Here is a 24,589-nt window from a genome sequence, read left to right as displayed (position 1 = left end):
AGGATAATCTGCAGCGGGTCAAATTCACGCACAATGCGCTCTGTCATGATTGAGATAAAATCATTATTCATTGCCCGCTCCATTTATCGACGTTTTTTAGAAGCACAATTCGGAAAATTTCCGGATTTGTGATTGTCATTTGATAAGTTGTCCAAAATGAAGGTAATGTTGCAGACTTCATAGCCGATCCAGATCCATCGGTTCAACTTTTCCTTCGGCGATTTCCTGTTTGGCACGCCGCGCGGCCGCGGTAAGTTGTTTTCGTGTATTGTTGAAGGAAGTCTCCCAACGAAGTTCATCCTCTAACTCCGCAATATACTCTCGTAGATGCTCTACAACTTGATCCTGCAACGCTTCAGGTAATGTTTCTATCATTCGGGTAATCGTGACAATAGCATTAGAAGCCAGCATTAGAAGCCATTGTTAAATCCTCCCCATCTTAGTTGAGGTACGGGTTCACGACTTCACGCTCCAGTGCCAAGCTTTCCCATTCGTTATCACCGGGTCCATCGTAGATGAGGGTATGGGGTCCGGCGAAACCCGCTTCTTGCGTGAGTTCAAGGCATTGCACGTAATCTTCTTTGTCCATTTCGCGCGGCGCAGCGAAATGGGCTTTGGTATGACACGACTCTGCTAACGGCGCAATCGCTGCGAGGTCTTCGTATTTCGTATCGCCACGCCAGTTACCGAAATCGAGGCAGAGTCCCACCTTACCGTCTAATCCGTCTAAGATGGTATTGACGTTTTCAGGGGTAGAGAAGATAGAGAACCAGTTTTCGCTCATCAGGCGGATGCCTGCGGTATCGGCGCGTTCAGTGAGTTGCGAGAGAACATCGCGGCTCTGTGCCACGGTTTCAGCGGACGGATCCGCTTTCCCACCGATGACGCGCGCACATTTCGTACCCAGTTCACCAGCGATGTCAATCCACTTCTCAATCCACGCGATGTCGCGCGCTGCCTCAGATGGGTGCGTGATGTCGCCATCATCAATCAACACGGAAAAAAGTTCAACATCAGCATCTGCAAGTGCGGCGCGAAGTTCAGCGACATAAGACTTCTCGACAGAGGGCAGATGAAAATGGCAAATCTCTAAGGTGCGAATGCCGAATTCGGCAACGCGTGCGGGTAATTCCAAGAGTGAAATAGGTCCCTGATTGTGGGTTTCGAGGGGGATCTGCATATCGTGCGTGGGTCCGGTGAAGCCGGGTTTCCCAAGTTGGCGATGCAAACTCCACGTTGAGACTGAAAGACGAGGTGTTGACATAATTGTAATTCTCCTAAAGTAGTAGGCACACTCCGTTGTGCCGTTACGTAGATCCTAAAAGGGGCTTATATGAGTATAGACTTTAGTATCTCAAGAATATCCTTATGGTGTGAAGGGCTGAGCATCCCAAACACTTTTATCATCTCTATAACTATTCTGTAATTATTCTTATCGATTACAAATTGTGCTGTTTCATTTACCTGTGTGATACGCCCAATTAGGTTTGCACTTGTCTGAAGTTCTGTTATAGGAAAACATAAGTAAAGCATTGGTTGAACACCAATTGCTTTTTGCTTTTCTCTGATGGTAATCTCTGCAATAATTTCATATTTTCCAAATTTATATACAAGTTGTGGATACTTCAGTGTCATCCCAAAAAATGTCGTGTTATTGATTTGTTTCTCAATAGGATGTGTTCTGGTTATCTGGCAATCAGGATGATTAGAGATTAAGTTTTTTTCCTCCAGATTAGATACAAAGTCAACAGTCTCCTTTAATTCTGAAGAAGTGAAAATACCCCAAGAATAAAAATAATACAAATATTCAGATAACTCATACAGGACCTTTTTCGTACCGTTATACGCCCTAAACGATATGTGAGGAAGCGAGGAAATATCTCTTTTCTTGTATTCTAAATCGTAACCTATTTGCCACTCAACATAATTGTTTTGAGTGAGAGGTACACTTCTGGTAGCATGTGGTATACCATATTCATAAAACATGCTTCTTGACTTAATTCTTATTTTTCCGCTAGGTCTTGTCAGAGGAATATCTACAAAGATTTTCTTGTTATTTTCATCAAACATGATGCTCACCTAACAGCAATTTGAAATATATATCCAATTCAGAATTTACCTGTTGCTCCTCTATCGGATGTATCTGAAAATGCTTTTTCAGGAATGGGTGATGTTTAACGGTATCGCTGATGAAAGCAGATTTATATTGCCTGAACAATTCATCATCTATAAGCACATCACAATTCCCGAAATAGAAAGGGAGTCTATGCAAGTTTCTTTTGAACACATCCACATAAGCATAGTAATCTAATTTTCGTTTGTCGATCACGATTGTATTCGCGCTATAACCTTCAACAAAGGTGCGATTTCTTTTTAGGGCGTTGATGTCTCGCATTGTCCAAAAAAACAGAGGATTATCTTTTTCGGAGTGATGGCTGTTTCCCTCCACAGATGTCGGTCGCTTCTTCTTTGGATATTTATCGACGTAACCCGTAATATAATCGAAGTCGCCAAGGCAAAAATCTTCTATAGACATTGCACCCCGCTGGGGCTTTATCGGCACTGCGCGCTTTTGGTTATCTTTACCCGCTATACGAAAACGAAAAGAACGGATGAAACTATATTCCATTCCTTGCGTGTTTCTCTGGTAAAGCGCGAGGACAATTGGAAAAGACGTGTGTTTCGCGGATTCAGGAAATTTTGAACTGCTGATTAATAAGCCATCTATCAATCTGTAATTTGCAGTAAACTCCTTTAGGTGTCTAAAATTGGTAGGCTTGATTAAATAGGATAGTGGATGCAAAACGCAAATAAGGTCTGCTTTGAGTTTATTGTAGGAACGGAGAAATGATATGCCTAAGTCCCGACTCGCTATATCTTTATCGATGTCAAAATCAACGTCTTTGATACTGTGACGAATAAGCGATGTTTTATCATTATAGGGTGGGTTTCCAACCATTATCAAATAAGACTGCTGCGGAATACCGAATTTTGCCCTTGATACGTCGCATAAAGCGTTCGTTTGAAAAAACTGAACTTTATCATTTTTCTTTTTAGCTACATCAATTGCAGTTTCGTCTATATCACATCCGATTGTGATAGCCTGCCCACAACTTCTCAGAAAATCCCCGTATCCACATGCACTATCAATGACAGTGGTCTGTGAATTCAGGTAAGGCGCGATCATCTCCCACGCTATATTTACAATTTCAGGCGGCGTGTAGTAGCTCCCCAAATTCACTCTACTCTCATACGCTAAGTGTGCTTGACTCATTTTTCAATTCATTCATTGGTGCTTTTTGTAGCTCTTCGTACGATTCTTCCGAGCGTAAAGAGGAACGCTATAAACACACCAGCGACAACCCATTCCATCCAATCCATCACAGTTCCTCCAATTCATTTCATGCATTGTGATCACAGGTTGCTCCTACCGAGGCGATTACAACTTTTGGTCTATCCACGCGACGACTTTTCTGACCATAATAGCGGTACCATCGTCAAAGAAAACGTGATCTACGCCGGGGAGCTCAAGGAGTTCTGTTTCTTCGTTTGCGAACTGAAGGATGTCGTGGCTATCTTCAGGTGGAACAATGTCGTCTTCTGTGCCGTGAACCAATAACCAAGGCACGGCAAACTTACTGGCACGTTTCGCAACGCTGTCAATTGTTGCCATGTCGTCCATATACATTTTTGAGAGCGGACAATCGGGTTCATCCCACATGAAGCCTTCGTCGGGTGTAACATCACCGAATTCACGTTCTGCAAACGCTTTCGTGTGTACCATCCCCGCAAGCGAGACCAGTGCTTCAATGCGTTCATCCGTGGCGGCACGCAGCACGCCGACTGCACCCCCCATGCTGTGTCCGACATAGCAGACTTTATAATCGCTGAGTGCGTCAATAATTTTACCGAGGTCCGCAACCTCTTTGGTGATAGTGGAATCTGTAAACGCCCCTTCCGATTCACCGTTGCCGGAGAAGGAGAAGCGCAAGGCAGAGATGCCAGCCGCGGCGAGTCCTTGTGCCAAAGCGACAAGAGCAGGTCTGTCTTTATTACCGGTGACCCCGTGTCCAATCACCACAATTCTATCGCCTTTGCCTTCGTGAAAGGTGTAATCGAGGCGTTCACCATGTTCATTTCTAATTTCGCTAAACATAAGTTTTTGGTTTCCAAAAGTAATGGCTTATTTAGAGTCAAAATTGACGAAGTAATCTGTCATATTCGTCATGAGGACCGATCCAAAACCAGTGGATTGCATTACCTTCCCGTAAACCTAAAGCACGCCACTCAATTCCGATTCGGACTGAGTAAATCGGTTCTATGGTATGCACTCGCTTGAATCGCAAACTTGGATGATTAGGGTTTTGTTGCCAGAGGCGATGGTTTTTGCGTGTTTTTTCCTTGACATTTTCCGGTAACTGCCGAAAACGAGCAAGAAAATCTCTTGTTAAATGTGAATTCACAACTCATCAATGTCCATCTTTTTACTATGCCCTGCTTTAATATCAGCACGGACTTTGTGTGCGAGTTGGGCGAGTTTCTCTTGTGATTCGGCAAAAGCCTTATTCCATCTCTGTTCATCTTCCAGCTCTTCAAGAATTACAGCAGCAATGGCATCTTGTTCTTCAGGTGCCAGTTTATAAACTTCGCTGAGGGCTTTTTCAAGAAGCTGTGTCATTAATATTTTGGGCGTAGAAAACTTTAACTTTAGTCAAGTTTTCTACGCCTTCTCCTCTTTTTCACAGGCTTGTTGATAGGTAGGTGTACTTCTTCTACTGTGCACCTACCTATATTCGGATGTGTGAGGCACGAATGAATGTCTCGCAAATATCCTTATGTGACGAACTACACGGCATGCCCGTTGTTTTTTAGGGCATCAACAACCTTCTCAGGTTTAATCGGTAACTCGTTAATCCGCACACCAACGGCATCTTTAACGGCATTTGCCATCGTTGCCAACGTTGGCGTGATAGGCGGTTCACCGACACCTTTAGCACCGTAGGGACCATTCGGTGCAGGCACCTCGACAATAACGGATTCTACCGTTGGGAGGTCTGCGGAAGTTGGAACGCGGTAATCGACGAAGCCGGGATTGATGTTCCCTTCTTCACCGTACTGCATCTCTTCCATCATCGCCCATGCGTAGCCTTGTACCGTTCCACCTTCAATCTGCCCTTCAACCGCCATTGGGTTGATAGCGAAGCCGACATCTTGCGAAGCGACGAGCTTAAGGACTCTGGTTCTGCCAGTATCTGGGTCTACCTCAACTTTGGCAATCTGTGCCGCGAGTGCAGGTGTACTGGGTTGCCGCGCGAAGGAGCCTTTTCCGACGATGGGACCACCCGTGGTGGACAGACTGTACGCCGCGAGTTCGCCCAACGAAATTGACTTTGGCGGGTCAGCTGAGATAACGTGAACCTCTCCGTCTCTGAGTTCGAGGTTATCTACATTCATGTTGAGCCGTTCTGAGGCGAGTTCAAGAATCCGCCGATGCGCGTCTTCAGCCGCTAACTTAGCAGTGTTGCCCATTGTAAAGGTGACGACGCTTCCACCTGAACCGGTAGAATACGGCGCGGAATCTGTGTCGCCGCGTCGGATTGTGACACTTTCGTATGGCACCGTCAGGATTTCAGCGATAATCTGGGAAATCGCGGTATCTGTTCCAGTGATGTCCATGGAGCCGTGGAAGATACGAACACTACCGTCTTCATGGACAGAAACGTAGACACCACCGGGACCACAGCCATTCGTCCAATCACCAACGGCAACGCCCCAGCCTTGATTTTCACCGGCTTCCCGATCCCACCATCCGGCGGCATCAGCAACCGCTTCTAAGGTCTCTTTGTAACCGACTTTCGGTTCAGCTGCGCCTGCGGGGACGGCATCACCTTCTTCGCGCATATTCATCAGACGGAATTTAACGGGATCCATACCGATACGTTCCGCAATTTCATCGAGTTGGGATTCACCTGCGAAAATGGCTTGTGGTGCACCCGGTGCCCTGTAGGCGGCTGTACCGGATTTGTTGGTGTGGACACCGTAAGCACTTATCTTGAGATTCGGAATCTTATAGACACCACGAACTCGAATCGTGCTGCCGATGGATGCGCCGGAAACGGAACCTGAGTCCCAAAAGGCGACTGCTTCCCGTGCGACGATGTGACCGTCCTTCGTTGCACCTGTCTTGAGTTTGATAACACATCCGGGTGCCGGTCTGCCATCGGTGAATTCCTCTTCACGCGTCATCTGCACGCGAACCGGACGACCTGTTTTCTGTGAGAGCAGCACGGCGGGAACGTGCGTGATGATAACACCAAAACGTCCACCAAAACCGCCGCCCATTGTTGTGCCGATGACGTTAATTTGCGTCAACGGGATACCGAGCGTTCCAGCGATACCGGAACGGATAGCAAATGGACCTTGGGTGGATGCCCAAACAGTGATTTTGCCGGCTGAATCTGCACTGGCAACAGAGACGTGCGGTTCCATGTAGGTTTGATGTACCCGTGGAATCACATACGTATCTTCAACAACGACATCAGATTCAGCAAATCCTTTTTCAACATCACCAGCATCGGAATGGCTTTCGGCGGAGATATTATAGTAGACTTCATCAGGATAATTCTCTAATTCTGCTTCAAGTTTGCTGATTTCGTCGCTGTGGTCGTTCTCCTTATCGCGCGAGAGTTTCCGGATTTGTGTGCTGATTTCTCGCCGATTCGGTCCGTCCTTTGTGTCGTCGCCGTGAAGTCTCGGGGCGGAAGGTTGGATCGCTTCCATAACGTCCTGCACGACCGGTAAAACTTCGTATTCAATCTTAATGAGTTCGGCGGCTTCTTCAGCAATATCTGGATCGGTTGCTGCAACGGCAGCGAGCGGTTCACCTAAGTACAGCACTTTATCCGTTGCGAAAACTCTTCTGCCGCTTGGCACATCATCTTGCGTAATGATCGCCCTGACACCGGGAAGTTTTTCGGCTTCGCTGGTGTCGATGCTGAGTATATTGGCGTGCGCCTGTTTACTACGGACGATTTTCCCGTAGAGCATACCGGGCGGATGGACATCTGCACCGTATTGGGCAGCACCCGTCACTTTCTCGACGGCATCAACCCGTGCGACCTTTTGCCCAACAACAGTATAATCTGACATCTCGATCTCCTTTTTTCATGGCTGTCGGCTGTCGGCTATTAGTCATCAGCAAAGAAGTTTCTGGTGAACTCTCACCGCGAGGCAATTCTCTTGCTGAATGCTAACTGCTGACTGCTGACCGCCGATAACTATTATGCACTTGCAACGAGGTGGTGGAGTTTACCGCGTCCGATAGCAGTGTTACATCTTTTACAGACTTTCACAGTCTCCTCACCAACTTCTCGTTCATAGAGCACTTTCACACCGGTGCGTTCACAAACTGGACAGGTTCCACGACCGTTATTATATTCGCCTTGGTGGACGGTTCCATTTGGATCGACATAGAGGTGTCTTATGCCTGTTCCACGATGCGTCTTTGCCATTTTTTTCTCCTAACGTTGGCTATCAGCACTCGGAGACCTTCGGCTATCAGTGAAGAGGGTTTCTGGTTCAGTTATGCCCTCTTGACGCAAGCCACGTGTGGGCTTGCGGTTCAATACCGATGACTGATGGCTGATAGTTATTTTACAGTTTAGCGGATCTCTTCTGCCGCTTGCAAAATTGCTTCAAGAATTTTTGTATATCCGGTACAACGGCATATATTCCCACCGAGCGCATGTCTGAATTCCTCTTCGCTCCGATTGGGGTTCTCATCTAAGAGTGCCTTTGATGCCATGATAAAACCCGGCGTACAGAAACCGCACTGATAACCGCCCGTGTCAATAAATGCTTGTTGGACCGGATGGAGTTCACCATCACTGGCGAGACCTTCAATGGTCGTAATTTCTTTGCCAGAAGCGGTGACACCAAGTACCATACAGGATGTGACGGCTTTACCATCAACGATAACAGTGCAAGCACCGCAATCGCCTGTGCTACATCCCTCTTTGGTACCTGTCAAACCGATCGTATCGCGAAGCACAGCGAGTAAGGTTTTGCGCGGTTCAATAAGTAAATCGTGTTCGTCTCCATTAACCTTTAGACTGACAGGATGTTTTGCCATATTTCCTTTCCTTGATTTATGCAATGCGAGGCATGAGCGTCGGTCCTCGCGTCAGATATGAATGCTTCTTTATCCTCTTGCTCTTTCTAAGGCTTGCTGGATGGTTCGTCTTGTAAGGACATCGACCATCTCCTTGCGATGTTCAGCAGAGCACCGTAAATCAGATATAGGGCTGGATGCGGCTGCCGCCGCTTCGCCTGCTTGTTTCACAAGTTCTGCGGTAGGTGCGTTTCCATTTAGGAGATTCTCTGCTTCTGTTGCGCGAATCGGTGTAGGGGCGACAGCGGCAAGCCCAATTCGGGCATCTGTGATTGTTCCGCCGTCCAGATTAATAGCGGCCGCGACACCGATAAACGCCAAATCCATAACTTCACGGATTTTGTGCTTAATATAGTGAGAACCGGATGCGGGGCTTGGCAGACGAAAACTTGTGATAATCTCACCGGGTGCTAAGACGGTCTGACCCGGTCCCGTGAAAAGTTCGTCAATTGGTACAGTGCGTTCGCCATCGGTACTTGCGATGTCAACCTGTGCATCCGCAACCAGCAAACCCGCAACTGTATCCGCTGCAGGAGAAGCGTGCGCGATGTTTCCACCGATAGTTGCAAGATTCCGAATTTGTATAGAGCCGATTTCTGCGGCACCTTCCGCCAGCGCGGTGTGGTGTTGCTGAATATCTGCGGATATCTCAATTTCCCGCACCTTCGTCATCGCACCAATGCTGATACTATTATCGGCTTCAGTGGTGATACCCGCCAATCCCGGGATCTTCTGTAAACTAATCACAGACTGTGGTGTTTCGGTAAGTGCCTTCATCCCGATAACGAGGTCCGTTCCGCCTGCAAGGAGCTGTGAATGCTCTTCAGCAAACAGGCGGGAGGCTTCCGCGAGGGTGGTAGGTTCATGAAACTCAAAACTGTTCAAATCTAATCCTCCATATCATGTTCCTTCAAGATAATACCTTCTACCTAATACTATTTCCGCACGCCCAACAACACATTAAAGGATAACCGATTGATGGGCTGTTTGTCAACCTTAAATTCGTTGCGACTGCCTTTATGGAATCGGCCAACCCGGTGTTGGCTCAGTGCGGAGTGCTTCTATCTCATAAAGTTCTTCTACGCTGATTTCGCGTCCAAGTTTCGCTGACAAGAGCGAGCCGCTCATGATCTCTGTAACCTTCAAACCGACATCCCCGTTGCTGGCGGGTTGCGCGTCGCTGTTACAAGCATCAAGGAAATCCCGGAACTTATCGGGGAAGGAGTTATCTGGCAGCTCCAACGCCGTTTCAACGAGGTCGCTTTGATAACGTCTGCGGTTACCCTGATCGTCGGTATCCCATTTCCCTTTCTCAAGGAAGAGTTTATTGCCGCTGAACGAACCCAGAGAGCCGAAGATGAAAATGCCTTGCGGATGTTCTGCCAAATTGCCTGCCCAACCGTGTTCGTATGTAAAGGACATGCCGTTGGTGAACCGGACGAAGATAGACACATGTTCCTCAACGTCGTTGATTTCTTCACCCGTGTATTCAGGGAGCATCCCACGATAGGCAATTCCACTGATTGTTGCCGGTTGTGGAGAACCGAGTAGATAGATAGAACGGTTTATATCGTAGACACCCGTGTCGTATACTGTACCACCGCCGCTATAGGCGGAATTAAGGAACCATCTGCCGAAACCGAACATATCGACATTCGGTCTGCCGCGAACGCGGTAACTCGTGAGTCTGCCGTAATAAACATCGCCGAGTTTTCCAGAGGTAATGTAGTCCCGTATGGCATAACTCGTTGGGTCAAGGCATGTGCCACCGCTCTGATATGCGAGTTTAACGCCAGCCGCGTCGCATGCGTCACGCATGTTCCTTGCTTCTGTTGCTGTACGTGCCATCGGCTTTTCACAGAAGACGTGTTTTCCAGCTTGCGCAGCTGCAACGGTAGGACCCTCATGGACAAACGGCGGTGTTGCAAGACTGACGGCATCTAATTCGCATTCTTTGATCATCTCATTGTAGTCGCTAAAGATTTTAACACCGTTGTCGGCATATTCTGCCCAGAGTGCCGCGTTTGCTTTCAATTCCTCGCGTGCTTCTACTGTCCCTGCCTTTTCTGCTTCCTCAGTTGCGGCTTGTGCGCGGGATGCTGCACCTGACAGGACTTCTGCATGGCGACGCTTTACATTCGCATCCACTGTATCGCAGACAGCGACGATTTCGGCGTGCTGCGGATGTGCGAGATACCCGTTGACATGTGAACCGGATATCATGCCGCATCCGATAATCCCGATTTTAATCCGTTTTGCCATTATGATGCTCCTTAAGTTCCAGTTTTATAGATTTCCTGATGGCGAGGCTCCGGCACCTACTTTGACGTGTGTATCTGCCAACTGAGTTTCTACGTGGGCGATACACTCTTGAAGGTTCTTAAACGGAGAACTCGGATATGACTCTATGCTAAAATTCAAATCGTTCTCGCCGAAAGTTACCATATCCACGCCCGGTTTCGCCAATTTTCGGACGTTGATGACAGCATCAACGGACTCAATCTGTAAGATAAGGATACCGGTGTTATTCCACCACTCAGCGTATTCAAGGCGGTCCATGCCGCGGTCGATCCCGTATCCACTACTGGGACCCCAACTCCGTTTTCCTTTCTGCGGATAATAGAACGCATCGATTGCCTCGTCCACCGTTTCGATTTTCTCGACTTGTGGCACGACAATTGCGAGCGGACCGAGATCCAATAGGTTACCTACGAGATAAGCGTGACGGGTGTGTTTGATGCGAAGTTGCACACCGATACCGAATTCGTTTGCCATCTTGCAATATTCGACGAGTGTATCTTCGTTCGCCGGTCCATGCTGGTGGTCAGTCCCGATTAAATCGTAGTCGTCTTGGCTAAGAGCGGCTTCCATCTCGTCACGGGTGCAGCCGAAGGGAACACCGGCGATCTTAATCGCTTCTTTATTGTGGATGCGTTGTTTTAAGGACATTGGGATAACCTCCTTGAAGTTCAACCAGATTATGATGTCTATTATAGGTGTTTCCAGATTTTTGTCAAGAGTTTTGAAATCATTTTCAGCAGCAACATGTTGAAAATTTCGCGGAATTCTGCTAATCTGTACTTTCAACACATTCAGGCAACACATTCAGGAACTGCGGAGAGAGAAAATTAATGTATACCATCCATTCCACATTGACGGAAAAGGAGAAGTGGTACTTTGACTTACACGGGTTTCTCGTTCTGCGGAACGTTGTCCCGAAGGACGAGATTGAGGAGATGTTAAAGGTGCTTCGGCATTGGTTAACGATTGATGAAGCCGACATCCCCCCGCCGCTTGACCGTGGACGGCAGGAGCCTTGTAAAACACACATTGGGCATATCCAATATGGGCATTGTCTCTTTGAAGATCTCGCGATGAACCCTGATATTATGCGGGTTGTAGCGGGTTTGACAATGAACGCCCCACGTCTGTTTCACTGCAATTTCACGATGATGACGAAACACGATGCTCCGCAACATTTTCATCGTGATGATAGCGGCTTTAAATTCCCTCTGGGATTTCGCAATCCACACAACGATTATCAGGCTGCCGCTGGACATATCTATTGTAGCCACATCGCGACGTGGGTTGCACTCGTAGATGTACCCCCCGGAACCGGTTTTTGTCTCGTCCCTGGCAGTCATAAATCTCTGTTTCAGACACCGCCGAATCTACCTGTGAAGCATGATCCACCCACCTCAATTACACTGCCCATGGCGGCAGGTGATGTGGCGATCTTCTCGACGAATCTGCTCCACGATGCAAGTCCATGGACGGAGGATTACCCGCGCATGAACATCTTTCAGCGCTACCAATTGAGTGTCTATTTCAATGAGACTGGAAAGGGCGGATACCCTTTTGACGAACATCGCGATAAAATCTCGGATGCACAATATGAACTGGAATCGTTATCAAAAGAGGTAAAGGCGGCAGTGAAACCCGTTTTACCAAAATAGGTTATAAACTGCTTTTGGCCAACTTTGAACGGTTTCCTTCCTTTTGTTAGCCTGATATGATATATTTTTATACTGCGGTTTCATAATTTAAGGTGTGAACTTCCACAGCATAGGAAGAGCAATTGCGGACCTACTTACAAAGCCTGAAAATCTATCTTGATACCTGTTGTTACAGTCGTCTGTATGATGATGAAAGGCAGTCTCAGATTTTTCGTGAAGTCACGGCTATTGAGACAATTATTGACTATCTTCAGATCCAACAGTGGCGTTGGATTACGAGTGAGGTAATAGTTTTTGAGGTCAACAGAAACCCTAATTTGACGCAACGCGAGGATATAAAGAAACTGCTCCGTAATGCACATCAGTATGTTTCAGTTGGGGCGATGGAGGAATTGAGAAGTACACAGCTTGAGTCGTTCGGGTTTAAGCCGTTAGATGCCTTGCATATTGCTTGTGCGGAAAATGCCGATGCCGATATTTTGTTGACAACCGATAGGTGGATGCTTAAAAGGGCGAAAAATTATCATTTTCAGCTTCGCGTTCGTCTTGAAAACCCATATATATGGTTACGGGAGGTGCTCCCAATGCGTGTACGCGAAATCCAAGAACTGAATATAGAGGTAGATCAATGTAAAGATACCGAATTGCGCGCACTTTTGGATAAAATTTTCCAATACAAGGGTGGCAAAGGTGATTACTCCATTGATCGGCATGCATGGGTGGATAACCTTGATCTTGATACCATTCTGAAGGGGATTCAAGAACTACGCGACACAGAACAAAACGATTGAAGTCTTTATCAGTCGGAGGTAAAAATGCGTTTAGAAGGACAAGTTTGTATCATCACAGGGGGGGGCAGCGGTATTGGTCGCGGTGCTGCCCTCGAAATGGCACAAGAGGGAGCGACGGTTGTAATTATCGGTAGAACAGAATCGAAATTGACAGATGTTAAAGCCGAAGTTGAAGCAGCAGGCGGAAAAGCCGCAAGTTACGCGCTTGATGTGGCTGACTACGATACGGTCGAGCGGATGGCTGCCGATGTGCTCGATAAGTTCGGACGGATTGATGTGCTTGTGAACAACGCTGGACACAGTTCGCATCATCGGCGGCTCCTCAACACGACCCCTGAAGAGATGCGATTGGTTATTGATTCTAATCTGATAGGCACGTTCTTCTGTACGAAAGCAGTTGTGCCAGCAATGCTGGAAGCGAAATCGGGAACGATCATCAATATCTCGTCGCTTGCGGCGGTCACGCCGGGTCCATTTAGCGGTTTCGCTTACGGCGCGGCGAAGGCGGCGGTTATCAACTTCACCGAGTTTCTCAACGCCGATTTAAGAAACACAGGTATCCGGGCAAGTGTCGTCGTTCCCGGTGAAGTGGCAACGCCAATTCTGGACAAACGTCCAATTCCACCGGGTGCTGACGCTCGCGCGATGATGGTAGATGTCAATGAGACCTCAGCGGCGATACTGCTTATCGCTACACTGCCGCAGCGGAGCAACATCCCGGAGTTAGTCATCCGCCCGACAATGCATCGCAATATGACAGGCGAAATCGTCGAATTGGACGATTGATTATTGACTGTAAATTGTCGTTTCAGGGTAGTAGCGCGCCCACGCGAACCAATAGATATTGACAGCAGGCAGCCGTTCCAAACGCGTGCCTTTCTCTTTACCGGATGCCGTCTCTCCTGTAATGAGATTCCAGCGTGTTCCCGTATTGTCCTCTACGAAGTGCTGGTCTTGAAGATTGAAGGTTCGTACGTCCTCCCCAACTTTCCGGACAAAAACTGCCGTTGCGAACGACGCTTTGTCATGGAAAATCAACAGCGGCACCTCGCCAAGGGTATCGTTGATGACAGCGGTTTCGGCGAAATGGGTCAACGGATAGGCACGGAACTGTGTGGTGCCGTCCTTCCCTGGCACCTGAACGCCGATCACGAGGGATTTATTCGGCAGTCTGTTGTCAGTGTATTTCATCCCACTTACACCGGCACGCTGACTGGTGTGGTAGTCCGCATAGACATCCCGGCTTCTACTCTCTTGCATGCCAATTCTGGTGGGCACAGATAATACCCGCGTCTCTGGATAGTTGAATTGCCATGTTTTCCACGCAATCTGTGGCATGGAGGCGAGGGACTTCAGCCGCTTGCCTTTGAGCGGTCCCTGTATCGCCTCTCCAGTAATATGCGACCAGAGGGAACGCGTCTGATGGTCATACATCAACAATGCGTCTCGCCACAACTTGCCACTCACCCCGAAAGTATAAGTCTTACCGTCAAGTTCTCGACTATACACGATAGCCGTTTTGCAGAGTGGTCACCACGTCGTTGCAATTTTCTGTCCACCGACAATGTCGTTGACGATCTCGTGTCCATTTAGCAGATAGAGCGAATAGGCGTGGCTTTCATCGTTGAAGGTTACGCCGATGACGGGGGCATCCGCGTCTAATTTTGCTTCACTTGCTGACACAAATTGTGGTTCGGTAATGGCAGGGATAGCGTCGAACGGTAGTAAGGTTCGGATTGCGTCGTCAGTATAGTCTGCGGCGGTTGCACAGGCGGGGGTGGCAAGTAGGAGTATAAGGATGAATGTGTAGTTTTTCATAATCTTTTCCTTGTTTTTTCGAGTGATAGTATTATTTTTTTTCTGATGTCTTATGTAGGTGGGTGTTCTCTTGTAAATTGCAACAGTCTCCTCCGATTAACATGTTCAGGACGGTTCATATTCAAAGCATCAACCGTAGCTCTACCTATCTGCGTGCGTCCAAAAATATAAAGAAGGCTCTCGCTCCACAGAAAATGCCGTTCCCATTTTTTGAGTCGTGGGTTAAAGAGCGGTACCTGTCGGCCTGTCTGTGGATCGCGGGCGTGTGTTTTAGTGTGTTTATGCGTGTTGCACCATGGACATGCCCATGCCAAATTGGCTAATTCGGTTTTTCCACCAGCATTTCGTGGGAGGATGTGATCACAGTGAAAGGAAGCGTTGCTGATGTTATCAGAGGATCGGCAATACTCGCAAAGCCCGTTTGCCCGCTCTCGGACACGACGGCGTAAAGCAGTAGGAATGGACTCAGAAGGCATTAATTCCCTCTTTTAATCCCAGTTCAGTAGTAATCTCACCTAAAGTTTTTCCTCTACTCTCGGCTAAGGCGATGAGTGCTTCGATGCGCTTCAGGTTCTGGACTTCTAATTGGCTAAGCAATGCCTGATATTCTGTCAGTTCATCTTCGCTTAGAGTTTCATCTTCGCACTTACGCCACAACTGTTGATACCGCTGTTGTTCTTTTTTCGGCAATTGCGAGTTTTCTTGAATGGTTGCTAACAGAGTGGTTTCCCTATCGTTCCTATATTTTTCCACTTGATCGTAATTGGGATTCCGCGTGCTTGGTCTTGCCATGAGTTTTCCTCGTTTGCCATCAATTCCAGATAGATTTTGAACCGTAGATACTTAGCTAAGTGTTCAGCATAGACATTATTGACGGTAGTTTATGGACCTTGCCTTATGAACGATTAAGATTAATATAGCATCTTAAACGAGTTGGTGTCAAATTAAAAAGAAGTTAAATTTTGAATCGTTTTTACATCGCTCAGTTCATTCATCAATACCATAAGTATAAAGCACACGAAGTTGATTCGGGCACAGAGTAACCAAGGCATACGTGTATCCACTACTGTCAATGAATTCAACCTCAAATGCTTCGCCGTTTGTAAGGATTTCGACGACTGTGCCGGATTCTCCTCGCTTCAGATTATATTTGGGGACATTCTGCGTGAGCACAACGACATCTAAAAGTCTGATTTCCACAGCCTATTACCTCCAAATTGGTCACTTTACGCTGGTGATAACGGTATTGTGAACGTTTACATCACTAAACGTGAATAAGGAAAGAATAAACTTGCATTGGACGTGAATGCTACTTAAAAGTTGGCACAAAACATCAAGCGTGCTATAATACACTCAAATTATAGCACGATTGCTAAAGGAATACAATAATGAACGAAACTTCAATTGAGTTACTTAAATCATTAACACAAGCGGACGGAATCCCGGGTTACGAGGGCGAGGTGCGAGACGTTTTCCGCGAGGCTGTCTCCGGTGTTGGTCCGATTGAGACTGACAAATTAGGGGGTATCTTCTGTACGCACGCTGGCAGTACTGAACATCCCCGTATATTGCTTGATTCGCATTTAGACGAAATCGGTTTTGTTGTACAAAATGTCACGGATAACGGGTTCGTCAAGTTTCTGCCGCTCGGTGGATGGTGGGCACACACACTGTTAGCGCAACGGGTCACGATCACGACGAAGTTAGGAAAAGTACCGGGAGTGGTCGGCTCTACACCACCTCACCTGCTCTCAGGGTCACGTGACAAAGTCTTAGATATGAAAGACCTTTTCATTGACATCGGTGCGGAAAGCGAAGAACAAGCAGCAGAAGAATATGGTGTGTTACCCGGGTGTCCAATCGCCCCTTACGGTCCCTTTACGCGGATGAAAAATGAGAAATTGCTTGCCGCGAAAGCCTTCGATAATCGTGTCGGTGTTGCGATTGTAATTGAATCGCTTTTAGAACTTGATGAACATCCGAACACTGTCATCGGAGCGGGGAGCGTTCAAGAGGAGGTAGGATTGCGAGGGGCAAAGACAATGGTCGCCAGTGTGGAACCCGATCTCGCTATTGTGCTTGAAGGACCCCCTGCTGACGATACCCCGGGGTTAAGCGTCGGAAATTCACAAGGGAAACTTGGCGGCGGTGTACAAATTCGGATCATTGATTCTTCAATGATTGTCAATCCAAAATTGGCAGATTATGTGGTTGAAACGGCGAAACGACATGAGATACCGTATCAACTTGGAGTACGTCAATCTGGCGGGACGGATGGCGGCGCGATTCATCAATTCGGTAGAGGGGTGCCGTCCGTTGTGCTCGGTGTGCCGTCGCGTTATATCCATAGCCATGTCTCAATTATTAACATTGATGACTACACCGCAGCGTTGGATTTGACGAAACATCTCGTACGTGAAATTGATGCATCCGTTTTGGAAGGGTTTCTGTTCGGTTAAGCACGCTTTGGAGACACGCACTTCACTTCATCGGAGGATAAACAATGACAACCTTACCGAAAGTCTCGTTTTGTGGTCATCAAATCAGTAAACTGGTGATTGGGGATAACCCAATCTACGGCTATTCTCACTTCAATAAACTTCTTTCACAGCACCAGCAGGAATATCATACACCGGAGCGTGTTGTGGCGACACTCAAACGGGCAGAGGAAGTCGGGATCAATGGTTGGCAGAATAGTATGACGGAACGCTCGATGTCTGATCTACAACTTTACCGAGATGCGGGTGGCACGATAAACTGGTTTTGCCTTAGCCAAGGTTCCCGCTGGTACGAGGATCCTGACCATGTTTTTGAGGCTGCGAAACATAATCCGATCGGTATGGCACCACACGGCGGTGGTGTTGGGCAAAGGTGTTTGCGTGAAAACAGGCTCGATTATCTGCAGGATATTCTCAAACGGATTCGCGATACAGGAGTTTTAGTTGGTTTATCTGTACATGATCCGAAACTTCTACACATCGCTGAAGACGAGGCGTGGGATATAGACTATTACATGACAGGACTCTATAATCTTCACGGTGGTGCCGATAAGTTCAGGGAGAAATTCGGTTACGCCGCTTTGGGTGAAGTCTACGCGCGAGAAGACCGAGATGAGATGTGCGAGGCAATACGACGGACAGAGAAACCGTGCCTCCTTTTCAAGGTACTCGCGGCGGGTAGAACAATTGGAAGCCCGGAACAGATTCGGACAGAAGTGAAGTTCGCTATAGACAATACCAAGCCGATTGATCCGTTGTTGCTCGGTATGTATCAACAATTCGGCGACCAGATCGGTGAAAATGCGGCGTTGGTTACAGAACTTTTCGCAGAATTGGGATAGGTCGTAATATTAGCCATCAGTTGTCGGAAACCATCAGCAAAGAGGTTTCTTGTGTACCGATATCCGTTGCGGATACCCAATTGGACAGGCACAAGACTTGCCTCACTGATGACTGACAGCTGACCGCCACACATCATGGAGGCTGAAAAATGGAGATGCGGACGTGCGGAAAATCTGGAATTGAAATCTCATCGATGGGCATTGGATGCTGGTCCTATGGCGGTGGTGATTATTGGGGACCACAAGCGCAATCGGATGTTACCGCTGTTGCGAACGCTGCATTGGATGCTGGCATCAATTTTTTCGATACAGCGGAAGGATATAACGACGGACGGAGTGAGGAAGCACTTGCTGTCGCACTGAACGGCAGACGACACGAAGCAGTCATCGGCACGAAGGTAAGCCGACCGGATCCGGCTACAATCCGTGAACATTGCGAGGCGAGTCTCCAACGATTGCAAACGGATTGCGTTGACATCTATATGATTCACTGGCCCGACGACGAGATTGCTATCAAAGAAAGCATGGCTGAACTGACGCGCTTACAGGAAGATGGACTTATCCGTGCTATCGGTGTAAGCAACTTCGGGGTGGAACAACTTACAGCAGCACTTGATACAGGCGCGTCTATTGCTGTGAATCAACTCTGTTATAACCTCTTGTCGCGAGCAATAGAGCCTGAGTTGCTTCCGCTGTGTCGCAAGCATAACGTCGGCATCTTGGGGTATATGCCATTGTTGCAGGGAATCTTGACTGGACAGTATAAGAGGGCAGAGGAAATACCCCCAGTGCATTCCCGATTTCGCCATTTTCGAGATGACCGAGCACAGGCTTCACACGGCGAAGAGGGTGCCGAGGAAGAGATGTTTGAGACCTTGGAAAGCATCCGAAAAATTGCGGACGCTGAGCAGGTCCCAATGGCTCGGCTTGCTATTGCTTGGGCGATGGCGAGACCCGGAGTTACGTGTATGCTCGTTGGCACCCGAAATATAAATGAACTGCAGGAAAACCTGAACGTTATTGAATACACGCCGTCTGATGATGTGATTGAGAGGCTTGACACGGTGACTGCACCGCTTTTAGAAAAAATGGGAGCAAACCCTGACTATTTCACAGGCGCGCGTATTCATTAAGAGAGGAACGGACTTATGGCAGAACAGATCGGTATTAAATTCAACAAAGATTTCGGGAATCCGTTGGCAACGGCACCTGCCGATATTACACAGACAAATGCCGACGGTAAACCCGTTGTCCCTTTGACACAAGAACAGAAATATCTCTTCGACAAAAACGGATGGCTCTTGGTGCCGGGTGTGCTGACAGAATCGGAGGTCGAGGAGATGCGTGATTTCTGTTACCGTTTAAAAAGCGACCCTGAAACGATTCCGCAACACCATCGCTCGACTTACGGCGGGCCCTTGGAGAAGTTAACAGACCATCCGGTTGTGGTAGCATTCGGAAATGAGTTTCTCGCATCCCCCTATCTCGCCTCGGATACCTGCTACGGCTTCCGCATGGAGATGAGTTTTATGGCGTTGCGTTCTACAACGGACGATCCGCCCTTCACGTTCAGTCCGCATAACGGTAACGGTATGTTTCGGATGCCGGGTGATTGCCACCAATACCAATGTTTACCCGGACAAGCGTATAGCGGTTTGACGCGCGTTGTATGGGAACTTAACCCTGTAGAAAAAGGCGATGGCGGCACCATGTTCATTACAGGTAGCCACAAGGCAGCTTATACTGCACCGGAGGATGCCCACATACAAGACTGGGAATTTTGGGACACTTATTCTTGTCCTGCCGGATCTGTTATTATTTTTACGGAAGCAATTACGCATAGTGGACAAGCGTGGCAAAATCCTGATGTTGATCGGGTCGCTGTTTTTAACGCGTATAACTCAGTAGATAAGCGGTGGACCCGGTCTAAACCGCCACAAGCGTTACTTGAGGAGATGCCTCCGAAACGCCAGACCCTCTTCCGTGATGCCTATGTAAAAGGCAATGTAACCGGCACAGATTTTGATATGGCATTATGAATAGCGGTCAGCAGTCAGCGCGGTCCTACCTAACCGAACCGCAAGGAAAATTAAAAACATGACCCCGAAACAACGTTATCTTTTTGATGTAACCGGATATCTCCATTTAGAAAATGTCATCACTGGCGATGCATTGGCGGAAGCCGCTGAAGCTGTCGATAGATATATAACGACACCCCCTGACGAACTGCCACCTGGATTTAAGCAAGAAGGACTCCATCAGCACGGGTTCGCTTTCGATAAATCGCTTGAACGCTTAACGATGCACACAGCACTATGGCCGATTATCAAGGAGTTGACAGACAATCAGCCACGATTTGCCAGAGGTTCGTTGAAGCATGATAAACACGATTTGTGGCAGGCGGGTGAACGCGCAAACGTGAACCCTGGTGGACTACACTGCGCTCGTGATGATTACGGGTGGTATAGCACACGCTACGAGATTGACAATGGACGTATCTATTGCGATAACTTTGTCTGTTTCCCCTATTTTACGGATGTCTATCCGGGTGACGGAGGACTCATCGTGATTCCTAACTCACATAAGAGTGAGTTTAAGCGGCCGGAGCAGCTGCTGACACTTAACGAAGAGGATGGCATTGATCCACTTGACGATCCAGTTTTTGTCAATATTACACCGAAGGCGGGCGATATTGTGATTATTTCGGAATTGCTGACGCATGGTGTGCTGCGTTGGAAACCAAAGGATCGGGATCGGCGGTTTCTCGTCCTACGATATGCGCCACAATACGCTGGTGCGCATAGTTTCCCACAACCTATTCTGGATCGGTTATCTCCAGAGACGTTGGAATTGGTGGAATCTGCGGCGTATGGACATATCAAGGAAATTGTAAAGCAGGATGAGATTAAACTGACGGTGTAAGGATGGAGAGGTGCGCTTGGAGAAGCGCACCTACCGGAGAATTGGAAGAGGGTAATTACAAATTGCTCGCGACTTTGATGCGATTTTGTGCGCGTGCAAGTGCTGCTTCTGCGCGTGGGCGATTCAGGTCGAGTGCGTTTGCAGCGAATTGCGCTCGCCCATTTTGCTGTTTCAACCAATAGGAATGCTTGAAAATTATTGTTTCCTGTTATTTGAAGTATCTAATGCCTCCGCAGAAACTGCTTTCACAGATATCGGTTCACATGAATGTCGAGTCAGATATTCAAGTACTTCATCTTGCATTTTCAGAATCTCTGTCCGATATCCAGTTGAGATGAGCGAAAATTCTTCAGGTGTTGCCTTAACTCGCAGTTGTAAGAGCAAGTTTTGAAAATACGCTATGCGTTTCTGATTTGCTTTGAGTTCTTTGTCGTTGTGAATCATCTTCTTACCTCTATGATACCGCGTCGCGTTCCATCCCGTTTGACTTGCCAACTTTCGATAAACTCGTCAAGTGTCTCAAACAATAGTAAGGACGGGCGGATCCAAAAAATACTGGCTCCGAATTCATTTTCTGCTTGTTGATGGTTCAAAAGCCTTTTCACTTCCTCGCTCCAAACTGTTAGGTCAAAATCATCATTGAAGATGATTACAACATCCACATCATTAGGTTCAGGCTTCGCTGTAATATAACTCCCAAAAATAATCAATTGCTGAAGATTTCCTGTATCTTTGGCAATTTGATAGATTCTTTCCAAACGCGCAGTCACAACTTCTCGCTGTAAGGTTCCGCTACCAAATTGAGCAATTACCTCATTGATCGTGGCTTGATGTATTCCTATAGGCAATTCACCTGCATCGTTCAAATTGGGAAGAGCCATCAATTAAGTCTTCTTATGGGTAATAATTATACCGAAAATTCTAACCGGTCTCAAGTTTTTTGCGTAAAAACGGACGCATCGGAGTGATGCTTACAAATTGCTCGCGGCTTTGATGCGGTTCTGTGCGCGTGTGAGTGCTGCTTCTGCGCGTGGGCGGTTCAGGTCGGGTGCGTTCGCCGCGAGTTGTGCTTGGGCACGCTCAAGTGCGCTCTCTGCACGCTCCACATCAATTTCTGATGCCCACTCCGCAGTCTCAACGAGCGCAGTGACACCTGTGCGGAGGACCTCAAAGACACCGCCGCTTGTTGCCATTAACTGCGGTGTGTCCGACGATTCACGGATGCGGATCTCACCAACTTCCAAGGCAGTAAGAAACGGGATGTGCCCGGCGAGAATCTGAAAGTTGCCTTCGACTCCGGGCGCATGAACGCTTGTTACGTCCCCTTCATAAATCAACTGTTCCGGTGTCCGAATTTCAAGATGAAAACTTCTATCTAACATATCTACTCTGTTTTTGTTGTCAAAAGTAGAGTTTTCAGTTATCAGTGAGAAGGTTTCTCTTTTAACTCTCACTGCGAGGCAAACTGAAAACCGATAACTGATAACTATTAGTCCGCTGCTTCTTCTAAATCTGCGCTTTTTGCTTGCTCAAATGCTTCGTCAATAGTGCCAATATAGCGCAATGACTGCTCGGGCAATTCGTCGCAATCGCCGTTTAGAATCGCTTGGCAGCCTTGCACGGTGTCCTCAATCTTAACATATTTGCCCGGTATACTCGTAAAACGTTCTGCAACAAACATCGGTTGGGTCAGGAACATCTCTATTTTCCGTGCTCTATTGACAACCAACTTCTGTTCATCCGAGAGTTCATCTACACCGAGGATCGCGATAATATCCTGAAGACTCTGGTATTCCTGTAGCACTTGCTTGACATTAAACGCCGTCTGATAGTGTTCATCACCGATAATATCAGCGGATAAGATACGTGAACTTGATGTCAACGGATCAACAGCAGGAAATCTCCCCTTCTGAACGATGTTCCGTTCCAATCGTGTTACGGCATCAAGGTGCGAGAATACAGAAACAACAGCTGGATCGGTGTAGTCATCAGCAGGGACATAGACAGCTTGGAAAGAGGTAATAGAACCGTGTTGTGTGGAGGTAATTCGCTCCTGCAGTTCTCCCATTTCGGTTGCAAGTGTCGGTTGATATCCGACAGCGGATGGCATCCGTCCGAGGAGTGCTGATACCTCACCACCTGCAAGTGTAAAGCGAAAGACGTTGTCGATAAAGATGAGCACGTCTTGGCCCTGTTGGTCGCGGAAGTATTCCGCCATAGACAGTCCAGCAAGTCCGACTCGGAGACGTGCGCCCGGAGGCTCGTTCATCTGTCCAAAGACCATTGCTGTTTTGTCAATCACGCCGTATTCATCCATTTCAAGCCAGAACTGATTGCCTTCACGTGTGCGTTCACCCACACCACAAAAAACAGAATAACCCCCATGTTGTGTGGCGATGTTGTAGATCAGTTCAGCAACCAGCACTGTCTTACCGACACCAGCACCCCCGAAGAATCCAACCTTCCCTCCCCGGACGACCGGTTGAATCAGATCGATGACTTTGATGCCGGTTTCTAACATTTCGGTAACTGTACTGAGCTCTGCTTGTGGCGGTGGGGGTCTGTGAATGGAGTATCGCTCGGATTCGCCGACATTGCCTCTTTCATCAATGGGTTGACCGGTCACGTCAAAAACGCGCCCGAGGACAGCATCACCGACAGGAACAGTGATGGGCCCGCCGGTATCAGTTGCGAAAGTGCCACGGACTAAGCCGTCTGTTGTATCCATTGCCACAGCGCGCACCCGATGTTCCCCTAAATGCTGTTGCACTTCGAGTATCAACTCACTTCCGTCGTAACGTTGAACTTTAAGAGCATTGAGAATATCCGGCAATTCGCCTTCCGAAAAATCTATGTCTACTCGTGCCCCCACAACTTCTAATATTTTTCCTTGGTTCATGAGATTTTCCTTTTTTATATGGTGGTCAGTTATCAGTTGTCGGTTAAGAGGTATTTTGTAAAAATCTTCCCAAACTTGGAGGATTTTAGGAAGTGCTGAATTATTACAGCCTGCTTTTTTAACTGATAACCGATACCTACTGGTACTGATACTTCTATTTCGTACGAGCACTCCCAAGTTACAGTCCTCTGAAACACACTGCGCACGTCTATACACAATCAGAGCCCGGGACATGCCTTTTGGAAGCGAGCGAGCATCTGTGATCGATTGATTAACGCGTGTTGCCGATTTCGCGTTGGCATCAGAAGATTCACGCGTTGGATTTTCTGATTCAAGTTTTCGAGTTTTTCACTATACTGTGCAATACCACGGGCACGTTCGTGCTCAAAAGTCCGACTGATGACTTCACGCCGATACGGATACTGCTGGATGATAGCAACTAACCGCTCTCGGCGGGCTTTCAAGTTTACGAGGACTCTTTCAATCTGTGTTTTTTCTTGCTTGATTTCTTTCTCTAACTCAATCCACCGAGGGGCAAAACTGTTCTCTTTCAGGAGTCGGTTTGCTATCCGCGCTTGAGGGGTAAGGTAAGGATTCGTGTCGAATTTGAGCGGTTTACCTTTGCCTGGCAAATTCGCGAATTCACCACGTTCCATCGCCTCTTCGATCTGTTTATTGACGTTGATCGGCATC

30 protein-coding genes are annotated in these 24,589 nt (G+C 47.6%); 8 read left to right on the top strand and 22 right to left on the bottom strand.

Features of this window, described 5'->3' with window-relative positions:
• Window positions 1-177 precede the first annotated feature (177 nt).
• The 13 genes from OXH39_04890 to OXH39_04830 form a co-directional block, all read right to left on the bottom strand.
• Window positions 178-408: a hypothetical protein gene (locus OXH39_04890; GenBank protein ID MCY3549775.1), complete on the bottom strand. Its 231-nt coding sequence runs from the start codon at window positions 406-408 to the stop codon at window positions 178-180.
• A 31-nt stretch (window positions 409-439) separates the two neighbouring features.
• Window positions 440-1,264 carry a TIM barrel protein gene (locus tag OXH39_04885; protein MCY3549774.1) on the bottom strand — a complete coding sequence of 275 codons (825 nt, stop codon included), beginning with the start codon at window positions 1,262-1,264 and terminating at the stop codon, window positions 440-442.
• A gap of 65 nt (window positions 1,265-1,329) precedes the next feature.
• The gene (locus OXH39_04880) at window positions 1,330-2,070 is read right to left on the bottom strand and encodes a R.Pab1 family restriction endonuclease (protein ID MCY3549773.1); all 741 of its coding nucleotides are present in this window, start codon (window positions 2,068-2,070) and stop codon (window positions 1,330-1,332) included.
• Entirely contained in the window at window positions 2,063-3,274 is a 1,212-nt protein-coding gene (locus OXH39_04875; GenBank protein MCY3549772.1) for an N-6 DNA methylase, read from the bottom strand. The genes OXH39_04880 and OXH39_04875 overlap by 8 nt, the downstream gene beginning before the upstream one ends.
• Window positions 3,275-3,439: 165 nt before the next feature.
• Window positions 3,440-4,156, bottom strand: coding sequence for an alpha/beta hydrolase (locus OXH39_04870; protein ID MCY3549771.1), 717 nt, complete (start codon window positions 4,154-4,156; stop codon window positions 3,440-3,442).
• Between the two features lie 37 nt (window positions 4,157-4,193).
• On the bottom strand, window positions 4,194-4,463 hold the full coding sequence (locus tag OXH39_04865; GenBank protein ID MCY3549770.1) for a hypothetical protein: 270 nt from the start codon (window positions 4,461-4,463) through the stop codon (window positions 4,194-4,196).
• Window positions 4,460-4,678: a hypothetical protein gene (locus tag OXH39_04860; protein MCY3549769.1), complete on the bottom strand. Its 219-nt coding sequence runs from the start codon at window positions 4,676-4,678 to the stop codon at window positions 4,460-4,462. The genes OXH39_04865 and OXH39_04860 overlap by 4 nt, the downstream gene beginning before the upstream one ends.
• Window positions 4,679-4,845: 167 nt before the next feature.
• Entirely contained in the window at window positions 4,846-7,149 is a 2,304-nt protein-coding gene (locus OXH39_04855) for a xanthine dehydrogenase family protein molybdopterin-binding subunit (GenBank protein MCY3549768.1), read from the bottom strand.
• Window positions 7,150-7,280: 131 nt separating this feature from the next.
• On the bottom strand, window positions 7,281-7,511 hold the full coding sequence (locus OXH39_04850; GenBank protein MCY3549767.1) for a hypothetical protein: 231 nt from the start codon (window positions 7,509-7,511) through the stop codon (window positions 7,281-7,283).
• A gap of 149 nt (window positions 7,512-7,660) precedes the next feature.
• A complete protein-coding gene (locus OXH39_04845) occupies window positions 7,661-8,131 on the bottom strand; it encodes a (2Fe-2S)-binding protein (GenBank protein ID MCY3549766.1) in 471 nt (156 codons plus the stop codon).
• 69 nt (window positions 8,132-8,200) lie between these two features.
• A complete protein-coding gene (locus OXH39_04840; GenBank protein MCY3549765.1) occupies window positions 8,201-9,055 on the bottom strand; it encodes a xanthine dehydrogenase family protein subunit M in 855 nt (284 codons plus the stop codon).
• 132 nt (window positions 9,056-9,187) lie between these two features.
• On the bottom strand, window positions 9,188-10,432 hold the full coding sequence (locus OXH39_04835; GenBank protein ID MCY3549764.1) for a Gfo/Idh/MocA family oxidoreductase: 1,245 nt from the start codon (window positions 10,430-10,432) through the stop codon (window positions 9,188-9,190).
• Between the two features lie 24 nt (window positions 10,433-10,456).
• Complete coding sequence (locus tag OXH39_04830; GenBank protein MCY3549763.1) at window positions 10,457-11,119, bottom strand: aldolase/citrate lyase family protein; 663 nt, start codon at window positions 11,117-11,119, stop codon at window positions 10,457-10,459.
• 182 nt (window positions 11,120-11,301) lie between these two features.
• Between OXH39_04830 and OXH39_04825 the strand changes: the two genes are divergently transcribed.
• From OXH39_04825 to OXH39_04815, 3 genes are all read left to right on the top strand, one after another.
• A complete protein-coding gene (locus OXH39_04825) occupies window positions 11,302-12,126 on the top strand; it encodes a phytanoyl-CoA dioxygenase family protein (GenBank protein MCY3549762.1) in 825 nt (274 codons plus the stop codon).
• 122 nt (window positions 12,127-12,248) lie between these two features.
• Window positions 12,249-12,917 (top strand): PIN domain-containing protein, encoded by a 669-nt coding sequence (locus OXH39_04820; protein MCY3549761.1) that lies wholly within the window; start codon window positions 12,249-12,251, stop codon window positions 12,915-12,917.
• A 24-nt stretch (window positions 12,918-12,941) separates the two neighbouring features.
• A complete protein-coding gene (locus OXH39_04815; protein MCY3549760.1) occupies window positions 12,942-13,703 on the top strand; it encodes an SDR family NAD(P)-dependent oxidoreductase in 762 nt (253 codons plus the stop codon).
• Here the strand turns inward: OXH39_04815 and OXH39_04810 are convergent, their stop codons facing one another.
• The 4 genes from OXH39_04810 to OXH39_04795 all read right to left on the bottom strand — a co-directional run bounded on the left by OXH39_04810 (window position 13,704) and on the right by OXH39_04795 (window position 15,935).
• Window positions 13,704-14,735, bottom strand: a complete 1,032-nt coding sequence (locus OXH39_04810) for a DUF3179 domain-containing protein (protein ID MCY3549759.1) — start codon at window positions 14,733-14,735, stop codon at window positions 13,704-13,706.
• A 50-nt stretch (window positions 14,736-14,785) separates the two neighbouring features.
• Window positions 14,786-15,211, bottom strand: a complete 426-nt coding sequence (locus tag OXH39_04805) for an HNH endonuclease signature motif containing protein (GenBank protein ID MCY3549758.1) — start codon at window positions 15,209-15,211, stop codon at window positions 14,786-14,788.
• The gene (locus tag OXH39_04800) at window positions 15,201-15,527 is read right to left on the bottom strand and encodes a hypothetical protein (protein ID MCY3549757.1); all 327 of its coding nucleotides are present in this window, start codon (window positions 15,525-15,527) and stop codon (window positions 15,201-15,203) included. Before OXH39_04800 ends, OXH39_04805 begins: the two co-directional genes overlap by 11 nt.
• A gap of 195 nt (window positions 15,528-15,722) precedes the next feature.
• Window positions 15,723-15,935: a DUF4926 domain-containing protein gene (locus tag OXH39_04795; protein ID MCY3549756.1), complete on the bottom strand. Its 213-nt coding sequence runs from the start codon at window positions 15,933-15,935 to the stop codon at window positions 15,723-15,725.
• A 188-nt stretch (window positions 15,936-16,123) separates the two neighbouring features.
• On the opposite strand from OXH39_04795, the gene OXH39_04790 reads away from it, so the two are divergent.
• The 5 genes from OXH39_04790 to OXH39_04770 all read left to right on the top strand — a co-directional run bounded on the left by OXH39_04790 (window position 16,124) and on the right by OXH39_04770 (window position 20,997).
• Complete coding sequence (locus OXH39_04790; GenBank protein ID MCY3549755.1) at window positions 16,124-17,194, top strand: M42 family metallopeptidase; 1,071 nt, start codon at window positions 16,124-16,126, stop codon at window positions 17,192-17,194.
• Window positions 17,195-17,238: 44 nt separating this feature from the next.
• Window positions 17,239-18,075 (top strand): hypothetical protein, encoded by an 837-nt coding sequence (locus OXH39_04785; protein MCY3549754.1) that lies wholly within the window; start codon window positions 17,239-17,241, stop codon window positions 18,073-18,075.
• 149 nt (window positions 18,076-18,224) lie between these two features.
• Window positions 18,225-19,208, top strand: a complete 984-nt coding sequence (locus tag OXH39_04780; protein ID MCY3549753.1) for an aldo/keto reductase — start codon at window positions 18,225-18,227, stop codon at window positions 19,206-19,208.
• A 15-nt stretch (window positions 19,209-19,223) separates the two neighbouring features.
• The gene (locus OXH39_04775; GenBank protein ID MCY3549752.1) at window positions 19,224-20,114 is read left to right on the top strand and encodes a phytanoyl-CoA dioxygenase family protein; all 891 of its coding nucleotides are present in this window, start codon (window positions 19,224-19,226) and stop codon (window positions 20,112-20,114) included.
• A 58-nt stretch (window positions 20,115-20,172) separates the two neighbouring features.
• Window positions 20,173-20,997, top strand: a complete 825-nt coding sequence (locus OXH39_04770; protein ID MCY3549751.1) for a phytanoyl-CoA dioxygenase family protein — start codon at window positions 20,173-20,175, stop codon at window positions 20,995-20,997.
• 195 nt (window positions 20,998-21,192) lie between these two features.
• Here OXH39_04770 and OXH39_04765 read toward each other — a convergent pair whose 3' ends face one another.
• From OXH39_04765 to OXH39_04745, 5 genes are all read right to left on the bottom strand, one after another.
• A complete protein-coding gene (locus OXH39_04765; GenBank protein ID MCY3549750.1) occupies window positions 21,193-21,441 on the bottom strand; it encodes a hypothetical protein in 249 nt (82 codons plus the stop codon).
• Window positions 21,438-21,878, bottom strand: a complete 441-nt coding sequence (locus OXH39_04760) for a hypothetical protein (protein ID MCY3549749.1) — start codon at window positions 21,876-21,878, stop codon at window positions 21,438-21,440. The genes OXH39_04765 and OXH39_04760 overlap by 4 nt, the downstream gene beginning before the upstream one ends.
• Window positions 21,879-21,968: 90 nt before the next feature.
• Window positions 21,969-22,379, bottom strand: coding sequence for a F0F1 ATP synthase subunit epsilon (locus OXH39_04755; protein ID MCY3549748.1), 411 nt, complete (start codon window positions 22,377-22,379; stop codon window positions 21,969-21,971).
• Window positions 22,380-22,486: 107 nt separating this feature from the next.
• Window positions 22,487-23,896, bottom strand: a complete 1,410-nt coding sequence (atpD, locus tag OXH39_04750) for a F0F1 ATP synthase subunit beta (GenBank protein ID MCY3549747.1) — start codon at window positions 23,894-23,896, stop codon at window positions 22,487-22,489.
• A 218-nt stretch (window positions 23,897-24,114) separates the two neighbouring features.
• Entirely contained in the window at window positions 24,115-24,588 is a 474-nt protein-coding gene (locus tag OXH39_04745) for a DUF1992 domain-containing protein (protein ID MCY3549746.1), read from the bottom strand.
• Between the last annotated feature and the right edge of the window lies 1 nt (window position 24,589).

Source organism: Candidatus Poribacteria bacterium (assembly GCA_026702755.1).
GTDB lineage: Bacteria > Poribacteria > WGA-4E > WGA-4E > WGA-3G > WGA-3G.
This window is presented reverse-complemented; position numbering and strand designations above follow the sequence as displayed.

Coding starts and splice junctions, on each gene's coding strand:
- OXH39_04885 (MCY3549774.1), bottom strand. CDS start 1,264: ATGTCAACACCTCGTCTTTCAGTCTCAACGTGGAGTTTGCATCGCCAA.
- OXH39_04880 (MCY3549773.1), bottom strand. CDS start 2,070: ATGTTTGATGAAAATAACAAGAAAATCTTTGTAGATATTCCTCTGACA.
- OXH39_04875 (MCY3549772.1), bottom strand. CDS start 3,274: ATGAGTCAAGCACACTTAGCGTATGAGAGTAGAGTGAATTTGGGGAGC.
- OXH39_04870 (MCY3549771.1), bottom strand. CDS start 4,156: ATGTTTAGCGAAATTAGAAATGAACATGGTGAACGCCTCGATTACACC.
- OXH39_04860 (MCY3549769.1), bottom strand. CDS start 4,678: ATGACACAGCTTCTTGAAAAAGCCCTCAGCGAAGTTTATAAACTGGCA.
- OXH39_04855 (MCY3549768.1), bottom strand. CDS start 7,149: ATGTCAGATTATACTGTTGTTGGGCAAAAGGTCGCACGGGTTGATGCC.
- OXH39_04850 (MCY3549767.1), bottom strand. CDS start 7,511: ATGGCAAAGACGCATCGTGGAACAGGCATAAGACACCTCTATGTCGAT.
- OXH39_04845 (MCY3549766.1), bottom strand. CDS start 8,131: ATGGCAAAACATCCTGTCAGTCTAAAGGTTAATGGAGACGAACACGAT.
- OXH39_04835 (MCY3549764.1), bottom strand. CDS start 10,432: ATGGCAAAACGGATTAAAATCGGGATTATCGGATGCGGCATGATATCC.
- OXH39_04830 (MCY3549763.1), bottom strand. CDS start 11,119: ATGTCCTTAAAACAACGCATCCACAATAAAGAAGCGATTAAGATCGCC.
- OXH39_04825 (MCY3549762.1), top strand. CDS start 11,302: ATGTATACCATCCATTCCACATTGACGGAAAAGGAGAAGTGGTACTTT.
- OXH39_04815 (MCY3549760.1), top strand. CDS start 12,942: ATGCGTTTAGAAGGACAAGTTTGTATCATCACAGGGGGGGGCAGCGGT.
- OXH39_04805 (MCY3549758.1), bottom strand. CDS start 15,211: ATGCCTTCTGAGTCCATTCCTACTGCTTTACGCCGTCGTGTCCGAGAG.
- OXH39_04800 (MCY3549757.1), bottom strand. CDS start 15,527: ATGGCAAGACCAAGCACGCGGAATCCCAATTACGATCAAGTGGAAAAA.
- OXH39_04790 (MCY3549755.1), top strand. CDS start 16,124: ATGAACGAAACTTCAATTGAGTTACTTAAATCATTAACACAAGCGGAC.
- OXH39_04785 (MCY3549754.1), top strand. CDS start 17,239: ATGACAACCTTACCGAAAGTCTCGTTTTGTGGTCATCAAATCAGTAAA.
- OXH39_04780 (MCY3549753.1), top strand. CDS start 18,225: ATGGAGATGCGGACGTGCGGAAAATCTGGAATTGAAATCTCATCGATG.
- OXH39_04775 (MCY3549752.1), top strand. CDS start 19,224: ATGGCAGAACAGATCGGTATTAAATTCAACAAAGATTTCGGGAATCCG.
- OXH39_04770 (MCY3549751.1), top strand. CDS start 20,173: ATGACCCCGAAACAACGTTATCTTTTTGATGTAACCGGATATCTCCAT.
- OXH39_04765 (MCY3549750.1), bottom strand. CDS start 21,441: ATGATTCACAACGACAAAGAACTCAAAGCAAATCAGAAACGCATAGCG.
- OXH39_04760 (MCY3549749.1), bottom strand. CDS start 21,878: ATGGCTCTTCCCAATTTGAACGATGCAGGTGAATTGCCTATAGGAATA.
- OXH39_04755 (MCY3549748.1), bottom strand. CDS start 22,379: ATGTTAGATAGAAGTTTTCATCTTGAAATTCGGACACCGGAACAGTTG.
- atpD (MCY3549747.1), bottom strand. CDS start 23,896: ATGAACCAAGGAAAAATATTAGAAGTTGTGGGGGCACGAGTAGACATA.
- OXH39_04745 (MCY3549746.1), bottom strand. CDS start 24,588: ATGCCGATCAACGTCAATAAACAGATCGAAGAGGCGATGGAACGTGGT.